Origin of the sequence: Corynebacterium ureicelerivorans (assembly GCF_000747315.1) — a bacterium.
In the GTDB taxonomy this organism is placed as follows: Bacteria; Actinomycetota; Actinomycetes; order Mycobacteriales; family Mycobacteriaceae; genus Corynebacterium; species Corynebacterium mucifaciens.
Window position 1 is genome coordinate 1475437 of the sequence record NZ_CP009215.1, and the last position, 25271, is coordinate 1500707.

General features: G+C 66.2%; 19 protein-coding genes and 3 pseudogenes. 2 read left to right on the forward strand and 20 right to left on the reverse strand.

What is annotated here, in order from left to right; translation table 11 throughout:
- Positions 1–25 precede the first annotated feature (25 nt).
- On the forward strand, positions 26–565 hold the full coding sequence (locus tag CUREI_RS07330; protein WP_051952408.1) for a M23 family metallopeptidase: 540 nt from the start codon (positions 26–28) through the stop codon (positions 563–565).
- Here CUREI_RS07330 and CUREI_RS07335 read toward each other — a convergent pair.
- From CUREI_RS07335 to rpsP, 12 genes and pseudogenes are all read right to left on the reverse strand, one after another.
- Entirely contained in the window at positions 528–1421 is an 894-nt protein-coding gene (locus CUREI_RS07335; RefSeq protein ID WP_038612178.1) for a tyrosine recombinase XerC, read from the reverse strand. The two genes, CUREI_RS07330 and CUREI_RS07335, sit on opposite strands and share 38 nt — an antisense overlap.
- An 11-nt stretch (positions 1422–1432) precedes the next feature.
- On the reverse strand, positions 1433–2620 hold the full coding sequence (locus CUREI_RS07340) for a DNA-processing protein DprA (RefSeq protein WP_038612181.1): 1188 nt from the start codon (positions 2618–2620) through the stop codon (positions 1433–1435).
- Positions 2621–4141 carry a YifB family Mg chelatase-like AAA ATPase gene (locus CUREI_RS07345; protein ID WP_038612184.1) on the reverse strand — a complete coding sequence of 507 codons (1521 nt, stop codon included), beginning with the start codon at positions 4139–4141 and terminating at the stop codon, positions 2621–2623.
- Complete coding sequence (locus tag CUREI_RS07350; RefSeq protein ID WP_038612187.1) at positions 4128–4508, reverse strand: YraN family protein; 381 nt, start codon at positions 4506–4508, stop codon at positions 4128–4130. The genes CUREI_RS07345 and CUREI_RS07350 overlap by 14 nt, the downstream gene beginning before the upstream one ends.
- A 159-nt stretch (positions 4509–4667) precedes the next feature.
- On the reverse strand, positions 4668–4973 hold the full coding sequence (locus tag CUREI_RS07355) for a DUF2469 domain-containing protein (RefSeq protein ID WP_038612190.1): 306 nt from the start codon (positions 4971–4973) through the stop codon (positions 4668–4670).
- Complete coding sequence (locus CUREI_RS07360) at positions 4970–5626, reverse strand: ribonuclease HII (RefSeq protein ID WP_038612193.1); 657 nt, start codon at positions 5624–5626, stop codon at positions 4970–4972. The genes CUREI_RS07355 and CUREI_RS07360 overlap by 4 nt, the downstream gene beginning before the upstream one ends.
- Positions 5627–5630: 4 nt before the next feature.
- The gene (gene lepB / locus CUREI_RS07365; RefSeq protein WP_236627173.1) at positions 5631–6467 is read right to left on the reverse strand and encodes a signal peptidase I; all 837 of its coding nucleotides are present in this window, start codon (positions 6465–6467) and stop codon (positions 5631–5633) included.
- A gap of 124 nt (positions 6468–6591) precedes the next feature.
- Positions 6592–6939, reverse strand: a complete 348-nt coding sequence (gene rplS / locus CUREI_RS07370; protein ID WP_038612195.1) for a 50S ribosomal protein L19 — start codon at positions 6937–6939, stop codon at positions 6592–6594.
- A gap of 113 nt (positions 6940–7052) precedes the next feature.
- Positions 7053–9362, reverse strand: a complete 2310-nt coding sequence (locus CUREI_RS07375; protein WP_038612197.1) for a Tex family protein — start codon at positions 9360–9362, stop codon at positions 7053–7055.
- Between the two features lie 262 nt (positions 9363–9624).
- Positions 9625–10446: pseudogene (gene trmD / locus CUREI_RS07380) on the reverse strand (tRNA (guanosine(37)-N1)-methyltransferase TrmD); the annotation flags it as partial.
- A 1-nt stretch (position 10447) separates the two neighbouring features.
- Positions 10448–10948, reverse strand: a complete 501-nt coding sequence (gene rimM, locus CUREI_RS07385; protein WP_038612199.1) for a ribosome maturation factor RimM — start codon at positions 10946–10948, stop codon at positions 10448–10450.
- 118 nt (positions 10949–11066) lie between these two features.
- A complete protein-coding gene (gene rpsP, locus CUREI_RS07390) occupies positions 11067–11564 on the reverse strand; it encodes a 30S ribosomal protein S16 (protein WP_038612211.1) in 498 nt (165 codons plus the stop codon).
- Between the two features lie 343 nt (positions 11565–11907).
- On the opposite strand from rpsP, the gene CUREI_RS07395 reads away from it, so the two are divergent.
- Positions 11908–14061, forward strand: coding sequence for an acyltransferase family protein (locus CUREI_RS07395; protein ID WP_236627174.1), 2154 nt, complete (start codon positions 11908–11910; stop codon positions 14059–14061).
- Positions 14062–14219: 158 nt separating this feature from the next.
- Here CUREI_RS07395 and ffh read toward each other — a convergent pair whose 3' ends face one another.
- The 8 genes and pseudogenes from ffh to CUREI_RS07435 form a co-directional block, all read right to left on the reverse strand.
- Complete coding sequence (gene ffh, locus CUREI_RS07400; protein ID WP_038614202.1) at positions 14220–15824, reverse strand: signal recognition particle protein; 1605 nt, start codon at positions 15822–15824, stop codon at positions 14220–14222.
- Between the two features lie 111 nt (positions 15825–15935).
- Complete coding sequence (gene ftsY / locus CUREI_RS07405) at positions 15936–17576, reverse strand: signal recognition particle-docking protein FtsY (RefSeq protein WP_038612215.1); 1641 nt, start codon at positions 17574–17576, stop codon at positions 15936–15938.
- 38 nt (positions 17577–17614) lie between these two features.
- Positions 17615–21082 carry a chromosome segregation protein SMC gene (smc, locus tag CUREI_RS07410; RefSeq protein ID WP_038612217.1) on the reverse strand — a complete coding sequence of 1156 codons (3468 nt, stop codon included), beginning with the start codon at positions 21080–21082 and terminating at the stop codon, positions 17615–17617.
- Positions 21083–21110: 28 nt separating this feature from the next.
- Positions 21111–21395 (reverse strand): acylphosphatase, encoded by a 285-nt coding sequence (locus CUREI_RS07415; RefSeq protein WP_038612219.1) that lies wholly within the window; start codon positions 21393–21395, stop codon positions 21111–21113.
- Positions 21396–21415: 20 nt separating this feature from the next.
- Positions 21416–21901, reverse strand: a pseudogene (locus CUREI_RS07420) (alanine:cation symporter family protein); the annotation flags it as partial.
- A gap of 38 nt (positions 21902–21939) precedes the next feature.
- The gene (locus CUREI_RS07425; protein ID WP_038609853.1) at positions 21940–23637 is read right to left on the reverse strand and encodes an IS3 family transposase; all 1698 of its coding nucleotides are present in this window, start codon (positions 23635–23637) and stop codon (positions 21940–21942) included.
- A 49-nt stretch (positions 23638–23686) separates the two neighbouring features.
- Positions 23687–24709: pseudogene (locus CUREI_RS07430) on the reverse strand (alanine/glycine:cation symporter family protein); the annotation flags it as partial.
- Positions 24710–24764: 55 nt separating this feature from the next.
- A complete protein-coding gene (locus tag CUREI_RS07435) occupies positions 24765–25271 on the reverse strand; it encodes a flavin reductase family protein (RefSeq protein WP_038612224.1) in 507 nt (168 codons plus the stop codon).

Here is a 25271-nt window from a genome sequence, read left to right on the forward strand (position 1 = left end):
AGCGGTGAAGTGGTCTGATCGCAGCATGCGCCTATCGACGATCCTCCGGTCCACCACCGCCCTGTTCCTGCTCACCGCCGCACCTGCCGCCGCGTGGGTTGACCCGGTCGCTGGCACCGCCTACTCGAGCGGGGTGAGCCGTCCCGCGAACATACCGGACCAGAACTGGAAGCCCGGCCACCGAGGCGTCGACCTACCATTGCGCGCTGGCCAGCCGGTGCTTGCGGCGGGTGACGGCGTTGTCGCCTTCGTCGGCTCGGTGGCTGGCACACCCGTCCTTGCCATCGACCACGCTGGCGGGATCCGCACCACCTACCAGCCTGTCCGCTCGGATCTTGCCCCAGGCGATGCAGTGCGCGAAGGGCAGCCCGTGGGTGCGCTCACCCGGGCACCGACAACGTTCTCCGGGGCGCACGATGGCCTGCACTGGGGCGCACGAACCGGCAAGGACACCTACATTGACCCGCTGACGTTGCTGCAGCCGCCGCGCATACGGCTCAAGCCGCTCGACGGTTCTCCTGCGTCACCTACGCACGAGGGTGCGCCTGGTCGTAGATTCGCTTGAGTCGCTGCGCGGAGACGTGCGTGTAAATCTGCGTGGTCTGCAAGCTGGTGTGCCCGAGCATCTCCTGCACCACGCGCAGGTCGGCACCGCCCTCGAGCATGTGGGTCGCCGCCGTATGGCGCAACGTGTGCGGGCCGACGTGCTCCACGCCCGCGCCGCGCCCGGCGCGCTCAACCACCCGCCGGACCTGGCGCTGGTCGATGCGCCCGCCGCGGGTGCCGACAAACATTGCGGGGGTGTCACCGGCGAGCTCGTCGCGGCCAGACTCCAGCCATGCCGCAACGGCCGCCGAGGCCTCGTTGCCGAAGGGCACGACGCGCTGCTTGTTGCCCTTGCCGGTCACGTGGGCGAGCCCCCGGGCGAGGTCGACGTCACCGATGTCGAGCCCGGTGAGCTCGCCGACGCGCATGCCCGTGGCGTACAACAACTCAAGCATTGCCCGGTCGCGCAGGTGCTCCGCCGGGTGAGCCCCGTCGTCCTGGGGCACCTCCACGAGCTCTGCGGCGCGCTCCCCTTGCACCACGGTGGGCAACGGGCGGTTGACTTTGGGGGCCTTCAATCGGGCGGCGGCGTCGCTTTCGACGTAGCCCTGGCGGTAGGCCCAGGCAGAAAAGGCCCTGGCGGCTGCGGTGCGCCTGGCGAGTGTCGCCCGGCTCTTGCCTGCCGCGAGGGCATCCGCCAGCCACTGCCGCAGCGCGTCAAGGGTGAACTCGTTGAACGTCGCCGCGTAGTCGCTCAGTCCTCGCAGATCCGCTACGTAGCCCTTGACCGTGTGTGGTGAGCGGCCGAGGACGAGTTCGGCGTATTCGGCGAAGTCGTCCACCGCTGCCTGCAACTGTCCCGGCTGTGTACTCATGTCACGGCAGCTTACTCTCCTCCCACAGCCGGCTGCTCTGCCCGCGACCAGCGACGGCGGTCGCGCTCCACTAACCCACGCTGCGACAAATCCATGAGGATGTGCACCGTCAGCGCGATGGTGAGCCCGGAGTCCGCGGCAACCTCCTCAGCCTCGCGGCCCTGTTGGCCCACGGGCGGAAGCGCGTCGTACACGCGCAGCTCATTGCGGGAAAGCTGCTGCGTCACGCTCGGCGGGAACTGCATTTCAAGCTGCTCGTCGGCATCGAAATCTCCGACCGCCGTGAGCTGCTCGTGCGCCTGGCCGGCGTTGAGCACCATCAGCGCTTCCTCTCGCTGGATGGCTAAGTTGGCACCGAGCGACTGCGCGTCGGTGATCGGGCCCGGCACCGCCATGGCTTTCCGGTTGAACGCGTTGACCCACTTCAAGGTGTTGAGCGCCCCGGAGCGAAACGGCGCTTCCACCAGCACGGTACCGAGGGTCAGCGCCGCAACCAGACGGTTTCTGGTGAGGAAGCGGTGCCGGTCAGGTGTCGTGCCGAACGGATACTCCGTCACGATGGCAGACCCGCTGGCCACGACGCGTTCAAACAACGCTTTGTTGGAGCGCGGGTAGTGCTCCCCCGGCCCGCACGCGGCGACCACGATAGTGGGCGTCTGCACGTCGAGCGCCGTTTGGTGCGCGACGGTGTCAATGCCCAGCGCCCCGCCGGAGACGATCGTGTACCGATGCCCGCCCAATCCGGTGACCAGGTCCTTGGTGGCCGCGTGGCCGTATTTGGTTGCGTGGCGCGTACCGACGACGCCGACCGAATGCGCGAGCAGCCCCGCGAGGTTGGGGTTCCCCTGCACCCACAGCGCGTGCGGGGCGATCCCGTCCGGCTGGTGGCTGACCTTGGCGGCCGCGCCAGTCTGCTGGCGGGCGAACGAGCGCTCGATAGCGTCCGCGGGCCACTGCGCGCTATCCGGCGTGAGCAGCGTGAAGCCCGCTTCGGCCGCGCGCTCGATATCTTCGGCGGGCCGGTCCCAGGTGAAGCGGTTTTCAGTCTGCGCGAGCAGGCCGCCGATCCAGGTGGCGCGGGTGCGCACACCGTGCGCGATCTCGTCCGCGGATTTTCCCATGCTGAGCAGTGCCTGGATGTGGTGCGAGGGCCCCTCGACCACGCGGCTGAGGTAGGCCCAGGATTCTGGCGCAGACACTTAAGCCACCTCCCGCTGGTTCGCGCGCAAGTCCAGGGCGCGATAGGCGTGGTCGATATCCGGCTGGTCCGCCTGCTCCAGGTCCGCTAGCGTCCAGGCGAGTTTCAGGCATTTATCCGCGCCGCGCTGCGTGATCGTCCCCTCCGAGAGGGAAGATTCCAGCAGCGCCATCGCGGATTCCCGCGCCGGGAAGTGCCGCCGGATCAGTGTCGCCGGAACGCGCGCGTTCACGGACTCCGCGAGCCCTGCCTGCGCCCAGCGGGCCGCCGCGCGTTCCCGGGCGGCCACCACCCGCCGCGCGATCGCACTGGACCGCTCCGCATCGTTGGGGCTGAGCACCGACGCCTCGGCCGAGGTGGTGAGGAACACGTCGATGCGGTCCCTCAGCGGACCCGAGATGTTGCTCAGGTGCCGCGCCCGTTGCGGAGAGCTGCACGTGCAGCGCCCCTCGATCCGCGGGCAGGCGCACGGGTTGGCGGCCAGCACCAGCTGGAAATCTGCCGGGTACACCACCTCGCGGCGAGCGCGAGTGAGCCTCACCTCTCGCTTTTCCAACGGGATACGCAGGGAATCGAGCACGTGCGCTTGGATCTCCGACGCCTCGTCGAGAAAGAGCACCCCGCGGTGCGCCTGGCTCACCGCCCCGGGCGTCGGCGTGCCACTGCCCCCGCCGATCAGCGCCGCGCGCGTGAGGGACGGGTGCGGCGCGACAAACGGCCGCGCGTCGACGACGTCTCCCCCAGAGATGCCCGCAGCGGAGTGGATGGCAGTGACTTCCACCACCTCCTCGACCGTGGGCTCAGGCAGAATCGATGGCAGGCGCTCTGCCAGCATGGACTTTCCGGATCCGGGTGGGCCGATCATCATGACGTGGTGGCCGCCCGCGGCGGCGACCTCAAGCGCCTCGCGTTCCTCGGTCATCCCGGCGAGATCGCAGAAGTCAGGCACGGCGACCGGTGCCGTCTCGCGCAGCGGCGCCGAGGCCACGTCCAGCTGGACGGCCCCTGTCACCCACTCCCAGACATGTTTGAGCGAATCTGCCACGAGCACGTTACTTCGGCCCAGCAGCGCCGCCTCGGCGGCATTGGCGCGCGGCACGACAATCGTGTCTACGGCATTGTCGGCGTCGTGCAGGACTGCAAGCAGCATCGGGAGCACGCCTTCGGCCCGCCGCAACGTGCCGTCCAAGGCGAGCTCGCCGCAGAACATCGTTGCTCTGAGCACCTGATCCGCGCGCGGGTCCAGGCTGCCCAGCACCGCCAGCGCGATTGGAAGGTCGAAGTGCGAGCCCGCCTTGGGCAGGTGCGCCGGCGAGAGCGACACCATGATCTTCGTGCGCGGCCACGGCAGGGCCGAGTTCGCAATCGCGGTGCGGATGCGCTCACGGGATTCCTTCACCGCCGCGTCGCCCAGGCCCACCATGTGCATCCCCGGCAGGCCGGCGCCGACGTTTGCCTCCACCGTGACCAGGCGTGCGGTGACGCCCTCCACGGTCGCGCTCACCGTGCTAGCAAGCGCCATCTTCGACCCCCGGGTAGCGCCGCAGGATGTAATCCTCGCCCGCGAAGACCACCTCGACCACGTCGAAACGGACCGGCCGATACGCGTCTGCGCAGTGCTCTTCGAGCCACTGGGCCGCGCACCTGCGCATGGTGGCCAGCTTCTTCGTTGTCACCGCCTCAGCTGCGCCGAACGCGCTGCCGCGGCGCGACTTCACCTCCACGAAGACGACCGTGCCGTCGTCGTCTTCAACGACGGCATCGATCTCCCCCGCCCGCATTCGCTGCCGGTGTCCGAGGAGGGTATACCCCTCATCCTCGTACCACCTGATCGCAGCCCGCTCCCCTGCGCGGCCCAGCTCGTATTGGGCCTGATAATCCACCTGCATGGTCCCTCCCGCGTGTCATTGAGTTCCAAGAATCGGTCCTCTATCAGACTTCGGAAGTACCGTGGCGGTTCCGTCGACAGGGCAATCTGCCGCGTTCCGGCTCGTCCGCTACCCCGCCGTTTGCCGCCTGTACTGACTCCGGGTACTTACTCCGGGTACTTACTCCGGGAAGGTCAGCTCGGGCTTGTCCAGCTCCTCGATGTTGACGTCTTTGTAGGTGATCACCCGGACGTAGCGCACGAAGCGCACCGCGCGGTACATGTCCCACACCCATGCGTCCGACATCAAGACCTCGTAGTACACGTCCCCGCCTTCGGTGTGCGGGATGAGCTTGACGCCGTTGGCCAGGTAGAAACGCCGTTCGGTTTCCACCACGTAGGAGAACTGGCTGGCTACGTCGCGGTATTCGCGGTAGAGGGAAAGCTCGACGTCCGCCTCGTAATTGTCAAGATCCTCTGCGCTCATGCGTGCCCCTTCATGCTGGACTGCGAGTAGAAGACGTCAGCGTCCCTGACGTTCGCATAACTATAGCGGTGCTCGGGACTCGCGCCGTGGCGGCGCACCGCGTCCATGTGCGCCTTCGTTGAATAGCCCTTATGCCCCTCTAAGCCGTACTCGGGGAAGCGCTTGGCCATCTCGCTAACTAACCGGTCACGGCTCACCTTGGCCAGCACGCTGGCGGCCGCGATGCAGCGGGCGGTGTAGTCTCCGCCCACCACCGGCAGCTGGGGTGCGACCAGGCCGGGGATACGGAACGCGTCGACAAGCACGTAGCCGGGCTGCACGGAAAGGCCCGCAATTGCGCGGCGCGCACCGTCAAGGTTGGCCGCCTGGATGCCTCGGCGGTCTATCTCGGCCGCCGGGATGTGCACGACGGAGTACGCGAGCGCGGTATCGACCAGCGCGTCGAAAAGCAGGCAGCGCTTACGCGCAGTGAGCTTCTTTGAGTCCGTTAGGCCCTCCAGCGCGCGCTGTGGCGCCGGCGGGAGCACGCACGCGGCGATAGTGATGGGGCCGAAACAGGCCCCGCGGCCGGCCTCGTCCACCCCTGCCACAGGACCGAGGCCCGCCTTTTCTAACGCGACCTCGTAGGTGCGCAGCTGCTTTAAGCGGCGCACAGCATCATTGCTGGATGTCCGGGTCGTCGACGCCCTGCATGCGGCTGAGCGGGAAGACTACAGCCTTGACTTTGCCGCGGATGTTCTCCTCCGGGATGGTGCCTTGGAGCTCGTCGCCCATGTGCGCGCGCGAGTCGAGTGAGTTGGTGCGGTTGTCGCCCATCATGAAGTAATGGCCCTCCGGTACCGTCACGGGGCCGAAGTACGGGCCACCGCAGGCGTCGGATCCTTGCGATTGATCCACCGGGTAGAAGTTCGGCTGCAGTGTGTAGGACTGGTCGATCGGCTTGCCGTCGACCATCACGGCCGGGTCCCCCGCCTGGCAGGACACGGTTTGCCCGCCGGTGGCGATGATGCGCTTCACCAGCGTATTCTCGTCCTTCGGCACCAGCCCGACCCAGGAGCCGACTTCCTGCATCCCGCGCACGACTGGATTGGAAGACCGGTTGGAGTCAAAGCCCGTGTTCCACGAATCCGTGCCGGCGAAGACGATGACATCGCCCGGCTCCGGGTCGGAGAAGTAGTAGCTGACCTTCTCCACGAAAATGCGGTCGCCCGAGCCGTTCTCCCCGTGCAGCGTGGGCTCCATGGATGCGGACGGAATGACGTAGAGGCGGCCGATGAACGTCTGGATCACAAACATGATTAGCAGCGTCAGCACCACCACCACCGGAATTTCCACATACCAAGGAAGTTCCTTGTTCTCTTCCTGCGTCCCCGCCGGTGTGCGCCCCGCTCGAGCGGGCTGCGCAGGCGCGTACCGCTGTTGCGCGTAGGGGTTGTGGGGCTGTGCAGGCTGGTTGGGCTGCTGCCCGCCTGCGGGTCCGTTCACGTTGGTCACCCGGGATACGTTAGCACCGCCCGGGCGCGCCCCAGCACGCTGGGACATGGCGCGGGCATGGTGCAAAGACAAGCGAAGCGCCCCGCCCGATACGACTCGGACGGGGCGCGGGGGCGGCGCAGAACTAGCGGCGCTCCTTGATGCGGGCAGCCTTGCCGCGCAGCTCGCGCATGTAGTACAGCTTCGCGCGGCGGACGTCGCCCTTGCGGACAACCTCAATCTTCTCCAGGTTCGGGGAGTGCACCGGGAAGGTGCGCTCAACGCCGATGCCGAAGGAGACCTTGCGCACGGTGAAGGTCTCGCGGATGCCGTCGCCCTGGCGGCGGACCACGAAGCCGGTGAAGACCTGGGTACGGGTAACAGAACCCTCGATCACCTTGACGTGCACGTCGAGGGTGTCGCCCGGGCGGAAATCCGGGATGTCGTCGCGCAGCTGGCCTGCGTCGACAAGATCAATGATGCCGTTGCTCATGAAAGCAATCCTTTACGTGTTCGGACAGAGGACCCTGGCGGCACTTCCCCTGCGGGGCGCTCGGCCGGTTCGTGTCGATTACAACAACCCGGCAAATGTTACATACGCGCCGGTCAGTTCCCAAATCCGGCGCGCTTGAGCGCGTCCGCCATGGAGCCGGATGCTTGGCGACGCCCCTCCGGCGCGCCCTGCCGCCGGCCACCGCCCCGTCCATGGTTCTTGCCACCGTTCTTGCCGCCTCGCTCCGCTCTCCCCTTCTTCGGGGCGTTCTGGCCCGGCTCGTCGTCGAGGCGCAGGCTTAGGCCGATGCGCTGGCGCTGCACGTCGACGTCCATGACCTTCACCTTCACCACCTGGCCGGAGCGCACCACCTCGTGCGGGTCGGAAACAAAGTTGTGGCTCATCGCCGAAACGTGGACAAGCCCGTCCTGGTGCACACCCACGTCCACGAAGGCGCCGAACGCGGCGACGTTGGTCACCGTGCCCTCCAGGATCATGCCGGGCTGTAAGTCCTTCACCTCATTGACGCCCTCTTTAAACTCGGCGGTTTTGAACTCCGGGCGCGGGTCGCGGCCGGGCTTGTCCAACTCCGCGAGGATGTCGGTGACGGTGGGAACACCGAACTGGCCGTCCGCAAAGTCTACCGGCGCGAGCTTCGACAGCACCGCGGTGTTGCCGATGAGCTGCTCGGTGCTCAGGCCCGTTGCTTGGGCGACGCGCTCCACCACCGGGTACGCCTCCGGGTGGACTGCAGAGCCGTCGAGCGGGTTCGCCCCGCCCCGGATACGCAGGAAGCCCGCGGCCTGCTCGTACGCCTTGGGCCCAAGGCGCGGCACCTTACCCAGCTCTTTGCGGGTGGTGAAGCGGCCGTTCTGGTCGCGGTAGGCGACGATGTTCTTGGCCACCGTGCCGGAGAGCCCTGCGACGCGCTCAAGCAGCGGCGCGGAGGCGGTGTTCACATCCACGCCGACGGAGTTCACCGCGTCCTCCACCACCGCATCCAGCGTCTGCGCCAGCGCGGTCTGGTTCACGTCGTGCTGGTACTGGCCTACGCCGATGGACTTCGGATCCACCTTCACCAACTCCGCCAGCGGGTCCTGCAAGCGGCGCGCGATGGACACCGCCGAGCGCAGCGAGACGTCCATGTCCGGGAACTCCTCTGCCGCGATCGCGCTGGCGGAATACACCGACGCGCCCGACTCGGACACGACCACCGGGGTGGGGCGTTTCCCGCCCGCCTGGGCGATGAGGTCCGCCACCTCGCCGGCGAGCTTCTCCGATTCGCGCGACGCCGTGCCGTTGCCCACGGCAATCAGCTCCACGCCGTGCTCCGCCGCGAGCGACGCCAGCTCCGCGCGCGAGGCGTCCCAGCGGTTCTGCGGCTGGTGCGGGTAGACGATGGTGGTCGCCAGCACCTTGCCGGTCTCGTCCACCACCGCGCACTTCACGCCATTGCGGTAGCCGGGGTCCAACGCCAGGGTGGCTCGCTGGCCGGCCGGGGCGGCGAGCAGCACGTCGCGCAGGTTGGTCTTGAACACCTGCAGCGCACCCTCCTCCGCCTTTTCCTTCAGCCGCATGCGCGTGTCCAGGTTCGCGGAGACCTGGAGCTTGGTGCGCCACCCCCAGCGCACGGCCTTGGCCAGCCACTCCGACTCCTTCACCGGCAGAGTAAACCGTTCCGCGATCATTCCCTCGTACACGGCCTCGTCGCCGGGATCCATGTTCAAGGTCAGCACGCCCTCGGCCTCGCCGCGCAGGAGCGCAAGGATGCGGTGGCTCGGGAGGGTTACAAACGGCTCCGAAAACTCGAAGTAGTCCGCGAACTTCGCGCCCTCGGTCTCCTTGCCTTCCACGGGCGCAGAACGCATGGTGCCTTGCTTATAGACGCGGTCGCGCACCTCACCGACCAAGTCCGCGTCGGTGGCGAAGCGGTCCACCAGGATGGCGCGGGCGCCCTCGAGCGCGGATTTCACGTCCGGGAAGCCTTCCGATAGGTGGGCTTCGGCCAGGGCCTCGGGGGACGCCGAAGGGTCGTCGATAAGCTGCTGCTCCAACGCCTCAAGGCCGGCCTCGCGCGCGATGTCCGCCTTCGTCTTGCGCCGCTTTTTGTAGGGCAGGTAGAGGTCTTCCACGCGCGCTTTGGAATCGGCGGCGAGGATCTCGCGCTTCAGCTCATCGGTGAGCTTGCCCTGCGCCTCAATGCTTTCCAGCACCGCCTGCTTCCGCTCCGCTAGCTCCACCAGGTAGGTGTTGCGCTCCTCGATGTAGCGCAGCTGCGCGTCATCGAGGCCGCCCGTGGCTTCCTTGCGGTAGCGGGCGATGAACGGGACAGTGTTGCCCTCGGCCAGCAGCGTTAGCGCCTGCTCGACCTGGCTGTCCCGCACCTGTAGTTCGTTCGCGATGGTGGCTGCGATTGATGTCATTCGGACGAGTGTAGTCGGCGGCGCCAGGCTAAACCTGCACCGTGCTCCCAGAGTGATACATCCCAGGCGGCAGCGCCTTTTCTACCGCCCGTGTCGCCTCCTCGAGCGCGAGCGCGGTGCGTCCGGTAACGGTGAGGGTCTCGCCCTCAAGGGTAATCTCCGAAGCGCGGTAACCCGCCTGCTTCAAGGCCCGGCGCAGCTGCTTGATAACGACGCGCTTCGCCCCATCCACCCTGACCGTCGTGACCACATCGCGGGCATCCAGCATGAAGCGGTCCTCGTCGCTGAGGGGCGTAGTCTCCAGTAGATCCGGGCGCACGTCACGGGTACGTTTCAGGGACTGTTCGCGCCTCCACGCCGCAACTTTCGCGTGGTCGCCGGACGTGAGCACCGCCGGCGCCTCGATCCCTCGCCACACCCGTGGTTTGGTGTAGCTCGGGCCTTCGAGCAACCCGTCGGAAAAGCTGTCGTCCTCGTGGCTCTCGGTGTTGCCCAGCACGCCCGGGATGAGGCGCGTGACGGCCTCCGTGATCACCAAGACGGCGACCTCGCCGCCAATGAGCACGTAATCGCCGATGGAGACCTCGCGCACCCGATAGCGCTTGGAGGCGTCCTCGAACACCCGCTGGTCGATGCCCTCGTAGCGCCCGCACGCGAACACAATGTGCTCCTCGCGCGACCACGCCTGCGCGTCCGCCTGGGTGAACGGCTTGCCGGCCGGGGTCGGCACAATCAACAGTGGCTTCGAGGCGTCTTCCCCACTGTCGTACGGCCGGGGCGCGACGGCATGCACCTCGTCGTGGCGCGGCTTGTCGTTGCGGTGCGCCGCTGCAGACTCGAGATCGGTTCCGGCGCGGCCCGTGGCGACGTCGTCAAGCGCAGGCCCCCACACCTCGGGCTTCATCACCATGCCTGGGCCCCCGCCGAGCGGCGGAGCGTCCACGGACTTGTGGTTCCCTGTGGCCCAGTCGCGCAGGTCGTGCACGCCGACGGCAAGGATCCCTTGCTCGATCGCCTTGCCCAGCAGCGCATGCCGCAGCGGGTCCAGGTATTCGGGGAATATGGTGATGACGTCGAGGCGCAGGCTAGACATCCAGCAGGCCCTCCGGTGGGGTGATGGTGAGGAAGCCCTCCTCCACGTCGAGCTCCGGCACGAAGTCCATGACAAACGGGACAAGCACCTCTTTGCCGCGGTAATCGATCTCCAGGATCTTCCGGTTCGGCGTGTCCATCACGCCGGTGACCTCGCCCACTTCGTCGCCGTCGTGGCGCACGTTAAGCCCGATGAGTTCGTGGTTGTAGTACCCCTCCGAGTCGTCGTCTCGCTCCAGCGGCTCGGCCGCGAACTTCATCCCGCGCAAACTGTCGGCTGCAGTCCGGTCCGGCACTTCCTCGAAGGTGACCAGGAGGCGCTTTTGGTGGGGGCGCACCGCCTTTACCGTGAGCTGCCGCTCCTTGCCAGCCTGACGGCCGGTGAGGACGGCGCCGGGGACAATGTGCTCTTCCGACTCGTCTGCCAGCAATTCGACGGCAACTTCGCCCTTCACACCGTGGGACTTGACCACTCGGCCAATCTGCAACTCCATGAGTGGCTACGGTAGCAGGCCCGTGCACCTATCCCGCAGCGCTCGGGTGCTCCATCGCGAAACCCCCGTTCCGCACGTCGCGTGCGGAACGGGGGTGGCGTCGATAGGCGAAGGGCGCCTAGTTCTCCTCGAACGACTCTGCGTCGGCGGACTCGCCCTCAGCCTCAGCGGCCTCGGCTTCGGCGGCTGCAGCTGCCTCGGCAGCCTCCTTCGCCTCAGCCTCTTCCTTGGCCTTCTTGCGCTTCTCGGTGATGGCCTCAGCGGTCGGGCCATTCTTGGCCTCTTCCAGCGCCTGGTTGAACAGGTCGAGCTTGGACGGCTTCTCCTCGGCCACCTTCAGGGTGCCCTCAGCGCCGTCGAGCCCCTTGTGCTTCTGCCAGTCGCCGGTCACCTTCAGCAGCGCGAGCACCGGCTCGGTCGGCTGGGCGCCAACGCCGAGCCAGTACTGAGCGCGCTCGGAATCGATGCGGATGAGCGACGGCTCTTCTTTCGGGTGGTAGATGCCGATGTTCTCGATGACGGCACCGTCGCGGCGGGTGCGGGCATCGGCGATGACAACGCGGTACTGCGCGTTGCGGATCTTGCCAACGCGCTGCAGCTTGATCTTTACAGCCATGGTGTACTTCCTTGTAGGTCACTGGGCAGTACAGACACTCGCCGCTTGTCGACGAGCCGGTTCAACCCTTTTTATTTACCCTGCGCGTGCCTGGCCGGGCGACCTTCCCGGTGAGGTTCTCCCTCGCGGGGTGCAGACGGATCCGGCGCGTACGCAGTTATGGACTTGTCGTGCCCGGCGCAACGAAGGACGCCCGACAGCCTGTGATACTTTACGCGGGCCGCACCTGCAGACCAAAACCAGCGGGTATGTCAGTTCGGCCCCGCGTGGGCGGGGCGGTAGGGTCGATATTCGTTTGTGACGTAAGTTGCCGATGAACGGAAGTGACAGGTTGGAGACGCGGTTGACGACGACAGCAGTGCCCGCACCGCGGTCGGCGAAAGGCTCATCCGCCTACCGCGTCGACTTGGACGGGCTGCGCGGGTTCGCGATCGCGCTGGTGGTTGTGTTCCACGTCTTCGTCGGCCGGGTCTCCGGTGGCGTGGACGTATTCCTCCTGCTGTCGGGGTACTTCTTCCTCGGCGGCCAGCTGCGTTACGCGCTGCGCCCCAACCCCAACCTGAACCCCTGGTGGCCGTTGTGGCGCACCATCCGCAGATTGGTGCCGGCGCTTGCGCTCGTCGTGGTTGTGGTGATCGCCCTTGTCCTGGCTGTCGCCCCCGAGTTGATGAACCCCCAGCTGGCCCGCCAAGTCACCGCCTCGATGCTGTACTTCCAGAACTGGGAGCTCGTGGCACAAAACGCGGACTACGCAGTGGCAAGCCAGGACACATCCCCGCTGCAACACCTGTGGTCCATGTCCGTGCAGGGGCAGTTCTACGTCTTCGGCATCGCGATGGGCTGGCTCGTCGCCGTTGCGGTGGTGAAGCTGCGTGCGAATCCGGTCCACGCCCGTCGCGCGGCGATCGCGGTACTGGCGGCGATTACCGTTGCGTCTTTCGCTTGGGCGTCGCGCTTCGGCTTGGAAGGAACTGGCGAGAATTATTACTCCACCTTCTCCCGCGCCTGGGAGCTCTCGCTGGGCGCGCTGCTCGCGTTCGTGCCGGCTCACCGCTTCCTGCCGCAAACCACCGCGTGGCTGACCTCCCTGCTGGGCGTGGCGCTCATCGCCGTGACCGGCCTGATCGTGCCCACGTCGCTCGCGTTCCCGGGCCCGATGGCCTTGATCCCGCTCACAGGCGCCGCGCTGGTGATCCTGTCCGGGAACGCGAATCCGGTCTCCAACGTCCTGGCCTCCGCCCCCATGACCTGGCTGGGTTCGGTGGCGTACTCGCTCTACCTGTGGCACTGGCCTCTGCTCATTCTGGTCACCGTCATCGGCGGCTACGACACCCCGCCGGCCTGGCTGGGTGCACTGGTCATCCTCGTGTCCCTCTGCCTGGCCCATGTGACCCACACGTTGGTGGAAGAGCCGCTGCGCCAGCACCGCCCGCGCCCACGCGGTGACGACGACCCGGTTGCGGACGCAAAAGCGTCGCTACGCACCGTGCCGGGCGTCGCCCGCGCGGTGGGTGGGGTTCTGGCGGGCGCGCTGTTCGCCACCGCCCTGGCCGTGCAGCCGTACTGGGAACACCGCGTTGACCGCGAGGAGACATCGCTGGACCCGGAGCGCTACCCAGGCGCCCGCGCGCTGCAGGGCGCGGAGGTACCGGACAGGAAGGCACGACCGAACCCGAACCTCATCGCGGGAATCTTCCCACCTATCGGGAAAGAGGACTGCATGATCTTCCTGGCCGAAGGCCCCGATGTCATGCCCGGCCCAGACTGTGTCTACGGCGACCTCGACGCGGACACCACGGTTGTGCTCGCCGGAGGTTCCCACATCGAGCCGTTTATCATCCCCCTCGATCAGCTCGGCCGAGAGCACCACTTTAAGATTGCGACCTTCGTGCGCCAGGAGTGTCCACTGGTCGTGGGAGGGCCAGGAAACCCGGCCAACGAGATCGTCTCGCCCGTATGCGCTGAGTGGGGCGAAAACGCGCTGCAGGAAATCATCGACCTCGAGCCGAACATGGTGATCTCCACCTCCACCCGGCCAGCCGGTTTCGCTGGCCAGGGCGTCGTGTCTGCAGACTACGTCCCGGACGCCTACATCCAGCTATGGCAGCGACTCTCGGATTTGGGAATCCCGTTCGTGGGTCTGCGCGACAACCCGTGGATGTTTAACCCCGACGGCGACCCCATGGACCCCAACATCTGCATCGTCATGGGCTACCCGGAATACGCCTGCTCCATGCCCGCGGACATGATCTACGCCCCGCAAGACCCGGCCGCGGAGGTCCTAGACGGCAGCTTCAACCAGTGGGAAATCGACACCGCCGGCTGGTACTGCCCGGACGGCGTCTGCCCGCCCCAGATCGGCAACGTCTACATCTACCGCGACCAAAACCACATTTCCAACGCCTACGCCGAGTCGCTTGCCCCGCTGCTGTGGGATACGCTCTTCCCCATCTTCGCTGAGCTCTCGCTTACCGACGCCCCTCCGGCCACCCCCTAAACCCGGCCCAACCGGCTCCTGGGCCCACCCCACCCGCGGGCTCGCTAGATCCAGCTACAAGGACCCAGCTATCTTACGGTTTTTGGCCGGATAGCTGGGTCTTACCAGCTGGATTCTGAGCCGCCAGCTCAGGCGAGCACCGCCCCTCGAAGGAACGGTCAGAAGAACTTGCCCTTCTGCATGCGCTTCATCGCTTCGTTGAAGTCCAGGTTGTTTAGGTCCATCCCTTGCATGCCTGCCGGTAACTGCTGCTGCAGCTTCTCTAACTCCTTCGGGTCGGGCATACCCGGCATACCCGGCATTTTGGGCATTCCCGGCATACCGCCCCCGCGCTTCGGTGCCTTGCGCTTGCCGTTCTTGCCCTTGCGACCCTTCGGCTTCTTCTTCGTTGCCGAGCGGCCACCCATGCCCGGCATGCCGCTCAGGCCGAACTGGCTGGCCATCTGCCCCATCATCTTCTTCGCCTCGAAGAAGCGCTCCACCAGCTGGTTGACGTCGGCGACCTTCACGCCGGAACCGTTGGCGATGCGCTTGCGGCGAGACGCGTTGAGGATCTTCGGGTCCCGGCGCTCTTCCGGGGTCATGCCGCGGATGATTGCCTGGATGCGGTCGAGCTGCTTCTCGTCGACCATGTCGGCCATCTCGTTCATGGCCTTGCCGCCCGGCATCATCTTCAGCAGGTTGCCGATCGGCCCCATGCGGCGGATCATCAGCAGCTGATCAAGGAAGTCTTCGAGCGTGAGTTCGCCGGAGGCCAGCTTGTTCGCCGCTGCCTCGGCGTCCTGCTCGTTGTAGGTCTGCTCTGCCTGCTCGATAAGCGAGAGCAAATCGCCCATGCCCAGGATGCGGCTGGACATGCGCTCAGGGTGGAAGACGTCGAAGTCCTCCAGCTTCTCGCCGGTGGAGGCGAACAGGATCGGCTTGCCGGTCACTTCGCGGATGGAGAGCGCTGCGCCACCGCGCGCGTCGCCGTCCAGCTTGGTCAGCACCACGCCGGTGAAGTCCACGCCCTCGGCGAACGCTTCTGCGGTCTTCACCGCGTCTTGGCCGATCATGGCGTCGATGACGAGAAGGACCTCGTCTGGGTTCACCGCGTCGCGGATGTTGCGGGCCTGCGTCATCAGCGTGTCGTCGATACCGAGGCGGCCGGCGGTATCGATGATCACCACGTCGTTCTTCTGCTGCTTGGCATACTCGATGCCCTGCTGCGCCACCGCGACCGGGTCGCCGTGGGAGGTGCCCATCTCGTGGTCGAACGAATCCAGGGACGTTCCCGGGTCCGGGGCGAACGTCGGCACGCCTGCGCGCTCGCCGACGATTTGCAGCTGCTGCACCGCACCCGGGCGCTGCAGGTCGCACGCGACGAGCATCGGTGTGTGCCCCTGCTTGGACAGGTGCTTCGCCAACTTTCCGGCGAGGGTGGTCTTACCCGCGCCCTGGAGACCCGCCAGCATGATCACCGTCGGCGGGTTCTTCGCCATGTTCAGCCGGCGCGTTTCGCCGCCGAGGATGTTGGTGAGCTCCTCGTCGACGATCTTGATCACCTGCTGCGCAGGGTTCAGCGCTGCGGAGACGTCGGCGCCGAGCGCGCGCTCCTTTACGCGCTTGATAAACGCTCGTACGACCGTCAACGACACGTCCGCCTCCAGCAGCGCGAGACGGATTTCGCGTGCAGTGGCGTTGATGTCTTCTTCGGTGAGCTTGCCCTTGCCGCGCAGGCCGCCGAGGGCTGATTGGAGGCGGTCGGACAGTGACTCGAACACGGTGTGCACGCTCCCTTAGCTGCTAGCGGAAAATAATCTCCCCAAGACTAGCGCGCGCCCCGGACGATGGGCACATCACCGGGGCGCGTAGGGCGCCGATACGCAGGGGGCTTACCCCAGCAGGGCGTCGACGAAGCTTTCCACCTCAAACGGCGCCAGGTCGTCCGCCCCCTCGCCGAGTCCCACGAGCTTCACCGGCACGCCGAGCTCCTCCTGCACCTGGAAGACAATGCCGCCCTTCGCGGTGCCGTCGAGCTTGGTCAACACGACACCGGTGATGTCAACGACCTCGCGGAACACACGCGCCTGCATGATGCCGTTCTGGCCGACGGTGGCGTCGAGCACCAGCAGCACCTCGTCGACGTTGCTCTTCTTTTCCACCACGCGTTTCACTTTGCCCAGCTGGTCCATCAGACCAGTGGAGGTGTGCAAACGGCCCGCGGTGTCCACGAGCACGACGTCGGCGCCCTCCGCGACACCGGTTGCCACGGCATCGAAGGCGACGGAGGCCGGGTCCGCCCCCTCCTTGCCGCGCACGGTGGAAGCACCGACACGCCTGCCCCACGTCTCCAGCTGGTCCGCCGCCGCAGCGCGGAAAGTATCGGCGGCGCCGAGGACAACGGAGTGGCCCATGGACACCAACACGCGGGCGAGCTTGCCGGTAGTGGTGGTCTTGCCGGTGCCGTTGACGCCCACCACAAGGATCACTGCCGGTTTGCCGTCGTTCGGCATGGCCTTGATAGAGCGGTCGAGATCGGGGCGAGCGGCCTCAATGAGGGTTTCGCGCAGCATCGCGCGCGCCTCTTCCTCCGTCTCCACGCCGCGCTCGGCGATCTTCTCGCGCAGGGATTCGGTGACTTTCATGGTCAAGTCTGCGCCCAGATCCGCCATGATCAGCGTGTCCTCGATCTCCTCCCAGGCGTCCTCATCCAGGTCACCGGCGGTGAGGATGCCCAGCAGGCCCTGGCCGATCGCGTTCTGAGAGCGGGACAAACGCCCTCGCAGTTTGCCAATGCGCCCCGCGGCCGGCTCGATCTGGTCCAGCGGCTCCTCGGAAGGGGCCTCGATAATGACGGCGTCGTCGGAGACCGGCGCCCCGGTCTCACGGGCTTCTTCGGCGCTCTCCACGGCGGCGGCAGCAGCGGCCGCCGCTTCTTCCGCCTCTGCCTCCTCCGCAGTGGGCTCCTCACCTGCGGGATCCTCCGCAACGGGCTCCACCTCGACCGGTGCGCTTTCTGCGGGCTCTGCAGGTTCAGCAGGCTCGGCGACGTCTTCCGCCACCGGCAGCTCCTCTTCCTGCGCCTGCAGCTCCTCGTCAGCCGCGGCTGGGGTCGCCTCGGGCTTCTCGACGGGCTCCGCAGGCTCTGCCGACGGTTCGGCCTTCGCTTCCTCTTGGACGGGTGCGTGTTGCGCCTCGTCCTGCCCGATGGCCCGCTCAATCACGCTCTCTTGCTGCGCGTCGGCCTGAGCAGCAGCCCCAGTGGAGGGCGCTGCGGCAGACGCAGACGCCGGCCGCTCGCGCCGAATTGGCTCTGGCTGCTTCGGCTGGGCGTCCACCTGGGCGAAGTTGAAGCCACCCTTTGCTTGGTAGTTGCCCGACTTCTCCTGCTGGGTGAGCTGCTTCGGCTCCTCGGGTTTTTCAAACGAGACGGTCTTCGACGCTTTGCGCTTGTTCCCGGCGACGACGATGCCGGCGATGATCAGCGCGATGGCGATGACCGCAATGACAATCCATAGGACAGTGGTGTTCATACCCACTAGTGTGCCAGCCGCGCCGACACGGGGCTGCGCTACGTCGCTTCGGCTCCCGGAGCTGCCGCCGCAGGCTGCATGCGCTGGGAGAGGACCCGCGTGACGCCGTCGCCGCGCATGGTCACGCCGTAGAGCACGTTCGCTACGTCCATGGTGGGCTTTTGGTGGGTGATCACAATGAGCTGGGAATCCCTGCGCAGTTCCTCCAGCAGGGCGATGAGGCGCCGGAGGTTGACGTCGTCAAGCGCTGCCTCCACCTCGTCGAGCACGTAGAACGGGCTGGGGCGCGCGCGGAAGATCGCCACCAAGAAGGCGAGCGCCGTGAGCGATTTCTCCCCGCCGGAGAGCAAGGACAGTCGCTTAACGCGCTTGCCCGGCGGGCGGGCCTCTATTTCGATGCCGGTGGTGAGCATGTCGTCCGGCTCGGTGAGCACGAGGCGGGCCTCGCCGCCGGGGAACAAGGTTTGGAACACGCGCGGGAACTCCGCTTCCACATCCGCCCAGGCATCGGTGAACAGCTGCAGAATCTGTGCGTCAACGTCTTCAATGACCCCGGTGAGGTCTTTCCGCGCTTGGATGACGTCGTCGAGCTGAGTGCTCAAAAACGTGTAGCGCTCCTCCAGCGCCTTGAATTCCTCCAGCGCGAGCGGGTTGACCTTGCCCAGCGCCCGCAGGTCCTTTTCTGCCCGCTTCAACCTGGCTTGCTCGGCCGCGCGGTCAAAGTCGTCGCCCGGGGTGTAGTCCGCGAGCAGGTCGGACACCGCGATGCCGAGGGACGAGGTGACGTTCGCCTCCGCTTCGTCGATGCGCACCTGCGCCTGCGAGCGGGCAATGTCGGACTGGTGGGCGCTATCGGTCAGCCGCGCAAGCTGCTGCCGGGTGGCGTTGACCTGCTGGCGCGCCTGCTGCACTTGTCCTTGCAGGCTGCTCACTTGCGAGGCCAGCTCGTCGCGCTGCGCAGTGGCGCGGGCGAGCGCATCCTCGATGCGAGCGACGAGATCTCGCGCGTGCTTCTCGACGGCGCCGGCCAACTCCGCCTCCGCCCTGCGCCGAGCCATCGCGGCGTCGTGACGCGCCTTGGCCTGGCGCTCCGCTTCTGCCTGGCGGCGCAGCGCGTCACCCTTTCCGGCTTCGGCTTCGGCGCGCTGCTGCGCGGTCCGGGAGGATAACGTGGCCTCCATCTCCAGCGACTTGGCCTGGTTCAAGGCGTTTCGCGCTTGGTCGCGCTGCTGCGTCGAGGGCTCCTCCGGCGATGCCGCCACATCGGTGTCCACGCGGGTGAGGCGGTCACGTGTTTCCTCCAGCTCGGAGCGGCGCTGTGCCAATCGAGCGTCCGCCTCGTTCGCCCGAGCCGCGGCGCGCTCGTGTTCCGTCCTGTTTGCCTCGGCCTGCTTCGCCAGGCGGGCGCGGTCGCGGCGCCACGATTCCAACTCCGTGTCGTGCTCGCGCAGGGCGGCCTTAGCGGAGGCGGCGTTGACGCGCGCTTCGTCGGCAGCCACGGTCGCGCCTTCGAGCGTGCCGGCCAGCTCGTTGAGCCGCTGCTGCGCGTCGGCGAGTTCCCTCCCAGCCGTCTCGATGCGCGCGGCGACCTCGACGGTAGAGGTTTGACCGGTTCCAGCCGCGACCCAGCCCTCGCCCACCAGCACGCCGCCGGGCGTGACGGCCCGAAGCCGCGCATCCTGCCCCACGGCAGCGCGGGCCGCCGCGACGTCGGGGGCGAGCACGACGTCTGCGAGCAGACGCGTCACCGGGCCAACTACCGACGCGTCCAGCTCCATATGGTCCAGCAACCAGTCAATATCGCCGTCGACGTCCAGGCGCCAGGTGGTCCCGCCCCGGGGCTCGACGACAACGGTGCGGGCCGCCGACGCCAGAGCCTCGACGGCCTCCTCCGATACGTCGCCGGCTAGCGCCTCCGCATGCTGCCCGAGCGCAGCCGACACAGCCCGGTCCAGGCCGGATTCCACCGAGATAAGCCCGGCAAGCACCGGGAAGCCCTCCACAACCTCCTGCCCCGTGCGCTTCGGCGCCTGCTCAGCCAGCGTGTCAATGCGCGACTGCAGCGTAGCCACCGCGCGCTCGTGCTCGCGCTGCTGCGTCCGCAGCTGGTCCAGGCGCTTGTCGGCGGCGTCGGACTCGGTGTGGGCACGGGCGAATGCGTCGTCGAGAGGCGAGCGCTCCGCCTCGACGTGTGCGATGCGCTCCTCCACTTCCACCACCTCGGCTGTGGCCTGGCGAGCGCGCTCCTTGGTCTCCGCGAGGGTTTCTTCCAGGCGGCGGACCTCCGCCCCGGCCGCCTCAACTGCGGCCGCCTGCGATTCTTCCTGCGCGATCAGCCGCACCACGCCCTCGCGGCGGTCCGCGATCGCGCGCACCTGGGCCATGTGTTCGCGCTCGGCCTCGTCAAACGCCTCCTGCCGCTCGGCAACTTCCTCGCGGATGGCCTCCAACTTCTCGGCGGCTTCTTCGGCCGCCTCGAGGGCTTCAGCGTAGCGCTCGTCCGCAAGCGAGGCCCGCGCCTCAAGCTCATCCGGATTCTGGCCCGAGTACGGCACCGAGGCGTTCGAGTTCCGCGCGCGCTCCGAGGCGATGCGCTGGGTCGCGCTGACGCGCTCGGCCAGGGTGGACAGCGAGAACCAGAGTTGCTGCGCCTGTTCAGCCTGCGGCTGCAGCTCCTGCTGGCGGGCCTCTAAGGCCTCCAGCTCATCCACCGCGGTTTCCAGCGTCGCGTTGACGGTCTCGACCTGCTCCGCCAGCATTTCAGCGGCGCGCTCGGCGTCGGCAAACGTGGCGCGCAGCCGCACAACTTGGTCGCCGGCGAGCTTGAGTTTCGCATCCCGCAGCTCCGCCTGGACCGCCGCGCCGCGCTTGGCGGCCTCGGCCTGGCGCGCAAGCGGCTTAAGCTGCTTGCCCAGCTCCTCGGTGAGGTCGGTGAGGCGATCCAGGTTTGACTGCATGCCGCTGAGCTTGCGCTGCGCTTTCTCCTTGCGGCGACGGTGCTTGAGCACACCCGCGGCCTCCTCGATGAACGCGCGGCGCTCTTCGGGGCGCGAATCCAGGATCTCGGAGAGCTTGCCCTGCCCGACGATGATGTGCATCTCGCGGCCGATGCCCGAATCCGACAGCAGCTCTTGGATATCCATCAGGCGCGCCTTGGAGCCGTTGATTTCGTACTCGGAGGCGCCGTCGCGGAACATGCGGCGGGTAATGGCCACATCCGTGTAATCGATGGGCAGCCGCTTGTCGGTGTTGTCGAAGGTGAGCGTCACTTCCGCGCGCCCCAGCGGCTTGCGCCCGCCAGCGCCAGCGAAGATGACGTCTTCCATTTTGCCGCCACGCAGGTTCTTCGCGCCCTGCTCACCCATCACCCACGCGAGCGCGTCCACCACGTTGGACTTGCCGGAGCCGTTCGGCCCCACCACGGCGCAAATGCCGGGCTCAAACTTCATCGTGGTCGCCGACGCAAAGGACTTGAATCCTTTGAGCGTCAGCGATTTGAGGTGCATTTTGTGGATGTTACCGGCTTGAGAGCGCTTAGCGCTCGTCGAACCCCTCTGCGCCCCTCGGCTCGCCGTACTGCGCCTGCACATGCTCCACACTGCCGGGGCGCTCCGCGGTTGAAGGCTGCTCCTCCAGCAGCTGCCTGAGCTTCTCGACGCCACCTTCGGCCCCCTCCGCTACCACCTCAACCCTGCCGTCTGCAAGGTTCTTCGCGTAGCCGGCCAAACCCAGCTCGAGGGCGCGGGAGCGGGTCCACCAGCGAAACCCCACACCCTGGACGTTGCCACGGACGTGGGCGGTCATGCGTGTTGTTGTCATGTCGCCCTAGCGTAGCTGGGTTACCGCTCGAGGTTCCCCTCGCGGGCGATGATGCGGTCCTCCTTGCTACGGCGTGTCACCGGATCAGACCCGTCCCAGTACTCCACGTTGGCGATCTCCGGGAGCATGTCGCGGTGGAACACTGGGTCCACGCCCTGGCGTCGCTGCTCGTTGAAGTTCTTCAGCAGCTTCAGCGCCACGCCACCGAGCGGCACGATGGCGATGATGTTGAAAATGGCGAGCAGGCCAGCCATCGTGTCGCCCAGCGCCCACACGAGCGGCACGGAGCCGAACGCGCCGAAGATGACAAAGCCGATGACAACGAGGCGAAATACCGTCATGGTCGTCTTGGAATCGGTGAGGTACTGCACATTCGCCTGCGCAAGGTAGTAGTTGCCGATGACGGAGGAGAACGCCAGGAAAAACAGGATGAACGTGATAGCGTGGGCGCCCCACGCGCCGACCGAATCCGCCAACGCGGACTGCGTCAGCGACGCACCCTGGATGTGGGGGTGCTGACTATTTCTTGGACCACTGGGGGCTTTTATACGCTCAGTGCCTGTCGGTACTGGGCGATGGTTGTATATCCTTCGGTCAGCGTCGACTTCAACCGTTCGTGGTTGTAGAAATCGACGTAGCGGTTAATGTATCGGATCATTTCTGCTCTTGTCATCAGTTCGGTTTCTGGGCGTCCGTAGATGCATTCCTGCTTCATAGTGCCGAAAAAACCCTCCACTCTCGCGTTATCCCCACTTGTTCCTTTGCGCGACAATGACGGTATAAGCAGCCATTTGTTGGGGCAGAACTGTCCCGTTTCGCATAGCCGGCACGTTGTGGTGTCGTGGCTGGAGTCGGTGATGGTCTCTACCCAACGGTGGGTGCGGTACAACATGCCCCGGTCGGAGTGGATGATCGGGCGCGCACCTTCAGGCAGGTGCGCTTTGAGTTGGTCCATCATGTCCATCACAAGCCCCGTGTCCGGGGTGGGTGACATAGCCACCACAGGGATGTAGCCGTCGTAGAAGTCCACGACAGGGCTTATAAATAGCTTTCCGTCTACGCAGTTGACCTCGGTGACATCAGTGCCGAGTTTCTGCCACGGCTTATCTGCATAGAAGTCGTGGTGCAGGTCAAACGCGAGCGCGTTGGTTTTGAAATATGTTGACACCCCGTCCGGGTACATCACCTGCTCGGGTTGAGCATCAGGATCGATAAGCAGCAAGTTTTCTGGCTTGTGCTCATTTTCGCCCGCATAGGAAGAATGCCTTCTTATCCTCTTGCCCTTCGGGCGCAGCCCGCATTCGCCCATCAGGGCGTTTACTACCTTTTCTGACACTACGATTCCGCGCTTGGCCAGCGCGTGATGGACCCGCCTATAGCCGTAGCTACATCCAGAGGCTTCCACAATGTCGGTGATCTCACGAGCGAGCTCTGCACGGCGCTTCTGCCGCAGCGCGTGGCGCCGCAATTGGTCACGACGGTCGAAAAACGTCGACTTGCTCAGTCCGACTAACCGGCACGCCTTACGCACTGAAACCCCACCGGCGTGCACGAGGATCTCAACCGCGGCTGTTCTCACCGTCAGATCCGGCTGCCCCGCCGGGGCGAGGTCTTTTCCCGCCTCACCACCTGCCCGCTGTTCAAACGCCGCCTGTAACAACGCGTCTTTTACCATGTCACGCTCCACCTGAGCTGCGATGATGCGTTTGAGGGCTGCTGGATCATCCGGCAGATTGTTCACATCCGGTGTTGAACCGGGTAACCATTCATCAACCGGGCGCAACTTGGGCGCCTGGGCAGCCTGCTGGCGGGCCGCGTTTTGCTCGCGGATATTCTTGCGATGCTCGTTCACGCGTTCCATTGTCGCCAAAACAACATCATTGAACGACACAGACGGATCCAACGGCGTTTTTGGGCCGAAACTGTCTACCCACCGACTCACAGCGGTTGTGCCGCACCCGTATTCCGCGGCGACTTTCGAAATCGTTGCCCCCAGCACAACGCGCGACGCGACAACGCGGCCAATCACCTCCGCAGCACACTCCCTGACACGCTCCGCGTCATCGACCAGATCCTGGTCCACCCCGTGACGATGCGCCGCAACCCACAGCGTCAGTGTCGCACGCGATGGCCGCACCCCATGCGCAGCCTCAAGCCGGTCGAACACCGCCGCAGCGCTTAACCCGGACTCGTATAACTCAACCGCCTCACGGCGAAACTCATTGCTGAACTTGTAACCCATTCAAGGCCTTCCCGCCCCAAAGTGGTCCAACTAAATGTCCGCAGTCCCTGTCGTCCCTGCCGAAGGTCACGGCCGGGCCAAGCAAGACAACGAACGCAGTGATCGAGCACACCAGCAGGGTGTCAAAGTACACACCGAGGGTCTGCACCAAGCCCTGCTTCACCGGGTGCGACACCGTTGCGGTTGCGGCCGCGTTCGGCGCCGAACCCATGCCGGCCTCGTTGGAGAACAGCCCGCGGCGCATGCCTTGTGCGAAGGCGGCGCCGACGCCCGCGCCCGCGACCTGCTCCAGCCCGATCGCGTGGCCCACGATGAGCTCGACCATGCCCGGGATTTCCCGCCAGTTGATCACCACCACCGCGATGCCGATGAGGATGTAGGCGCCCGCCATAAACGGCACGATGACCTGGGTCCAGGAGGCAATGCGGGTGACGCCACCAAAGATAATGAGCGCGGTGAGCACCGCAATGACACCCGCTACGACCGCCTTGAGCGCAACCGAATCGCTACCTAGCGATCCGCCGACGGCCTCCGCGATGGAGTTGGTCTGGATGGCGTTGTACACAAAGCCGTAGGTGACAGCCAAAAACGCCGAGAAGATGACGGCCAGCGGCTTCCACCCCAACCCGCGCGTCATGTAATACGCCGGCCCGCCGTGGTAGTTGCCGTCCGAGTCCTTGGTCTTCCACAACTGCGCCAGGGTCGATTCCACAAACGCCGTCGCTCCGCCGAGCAGCGCCAGCATCCACATCCAGAACACCGCGCCCGGCCCGCCGATGGAGATCGCCAGCGCGACGCCGGCGATATTACCGGTGCCCACGCGCGAGGCCGCGGAGATGGTGAACGCCTTGAAGGCCGAAAGCCCGCCGTACTCCTCGTCGAGGTCCCGCCCTTCCCGGTCCTTGCCCTTTGGCCTCTCCGAGACCGCCTTGAACATGTCCGGGACCATGCGGATCTGGACAAAGAGTGTGCGGAGGCCGAAGTAGACACCCGCCGCGACCAAGAACCATGGCACGAGGTTCCAGATCACGCCGTTGAGCGAATCCTCGACGAAAGTAGTGGCTGCATCCATGGCGGGCAGTGTATCCCCGGGTTGCCCACCTCACACAATGAAGCGCAGCCGGAGGCTAGCCCTCCGCCAGCTTCGGCCGCACTTCCCCCGGCGTGATCGCCCCGTGGGTACCAAACTCGCGCTGCCAATACAACAGCGGGCAGTTCGCGTTCACCTCGGCCGCGTCCACATCCACCAGCACAAGGAAGTGGTCGCCGGCAGCGATAATCTGCGCAACCGTCCCCGCAACCCACGTGTGGTCCCCCGCCAGCTGCGGCGCGCCGTCCGCCATGGCCCACTGCACACCCGCAAACCGGTCGAGCGTCTTGTCCGCGAACCGCCGCGCCAGCACATTTTGCTCCGTCGAGAGCACGTTGATGCCTATCGACGATCCTTCGGCCAACTGCGCCAGCAACGAGGACTTCCGGTCCAGCGACACCAGCACCATCGGGGGCTCAAGCGACAGCGACATGAACGCGCTGACTGTGGTGCCGTGCGGCTCTGCCGCCGTGCCTGTGGTCACGATCGCCACCGCGGCAGCCAGCTGGCTCATCGCTTCCTTGAATGCTGACTGATCAACCAT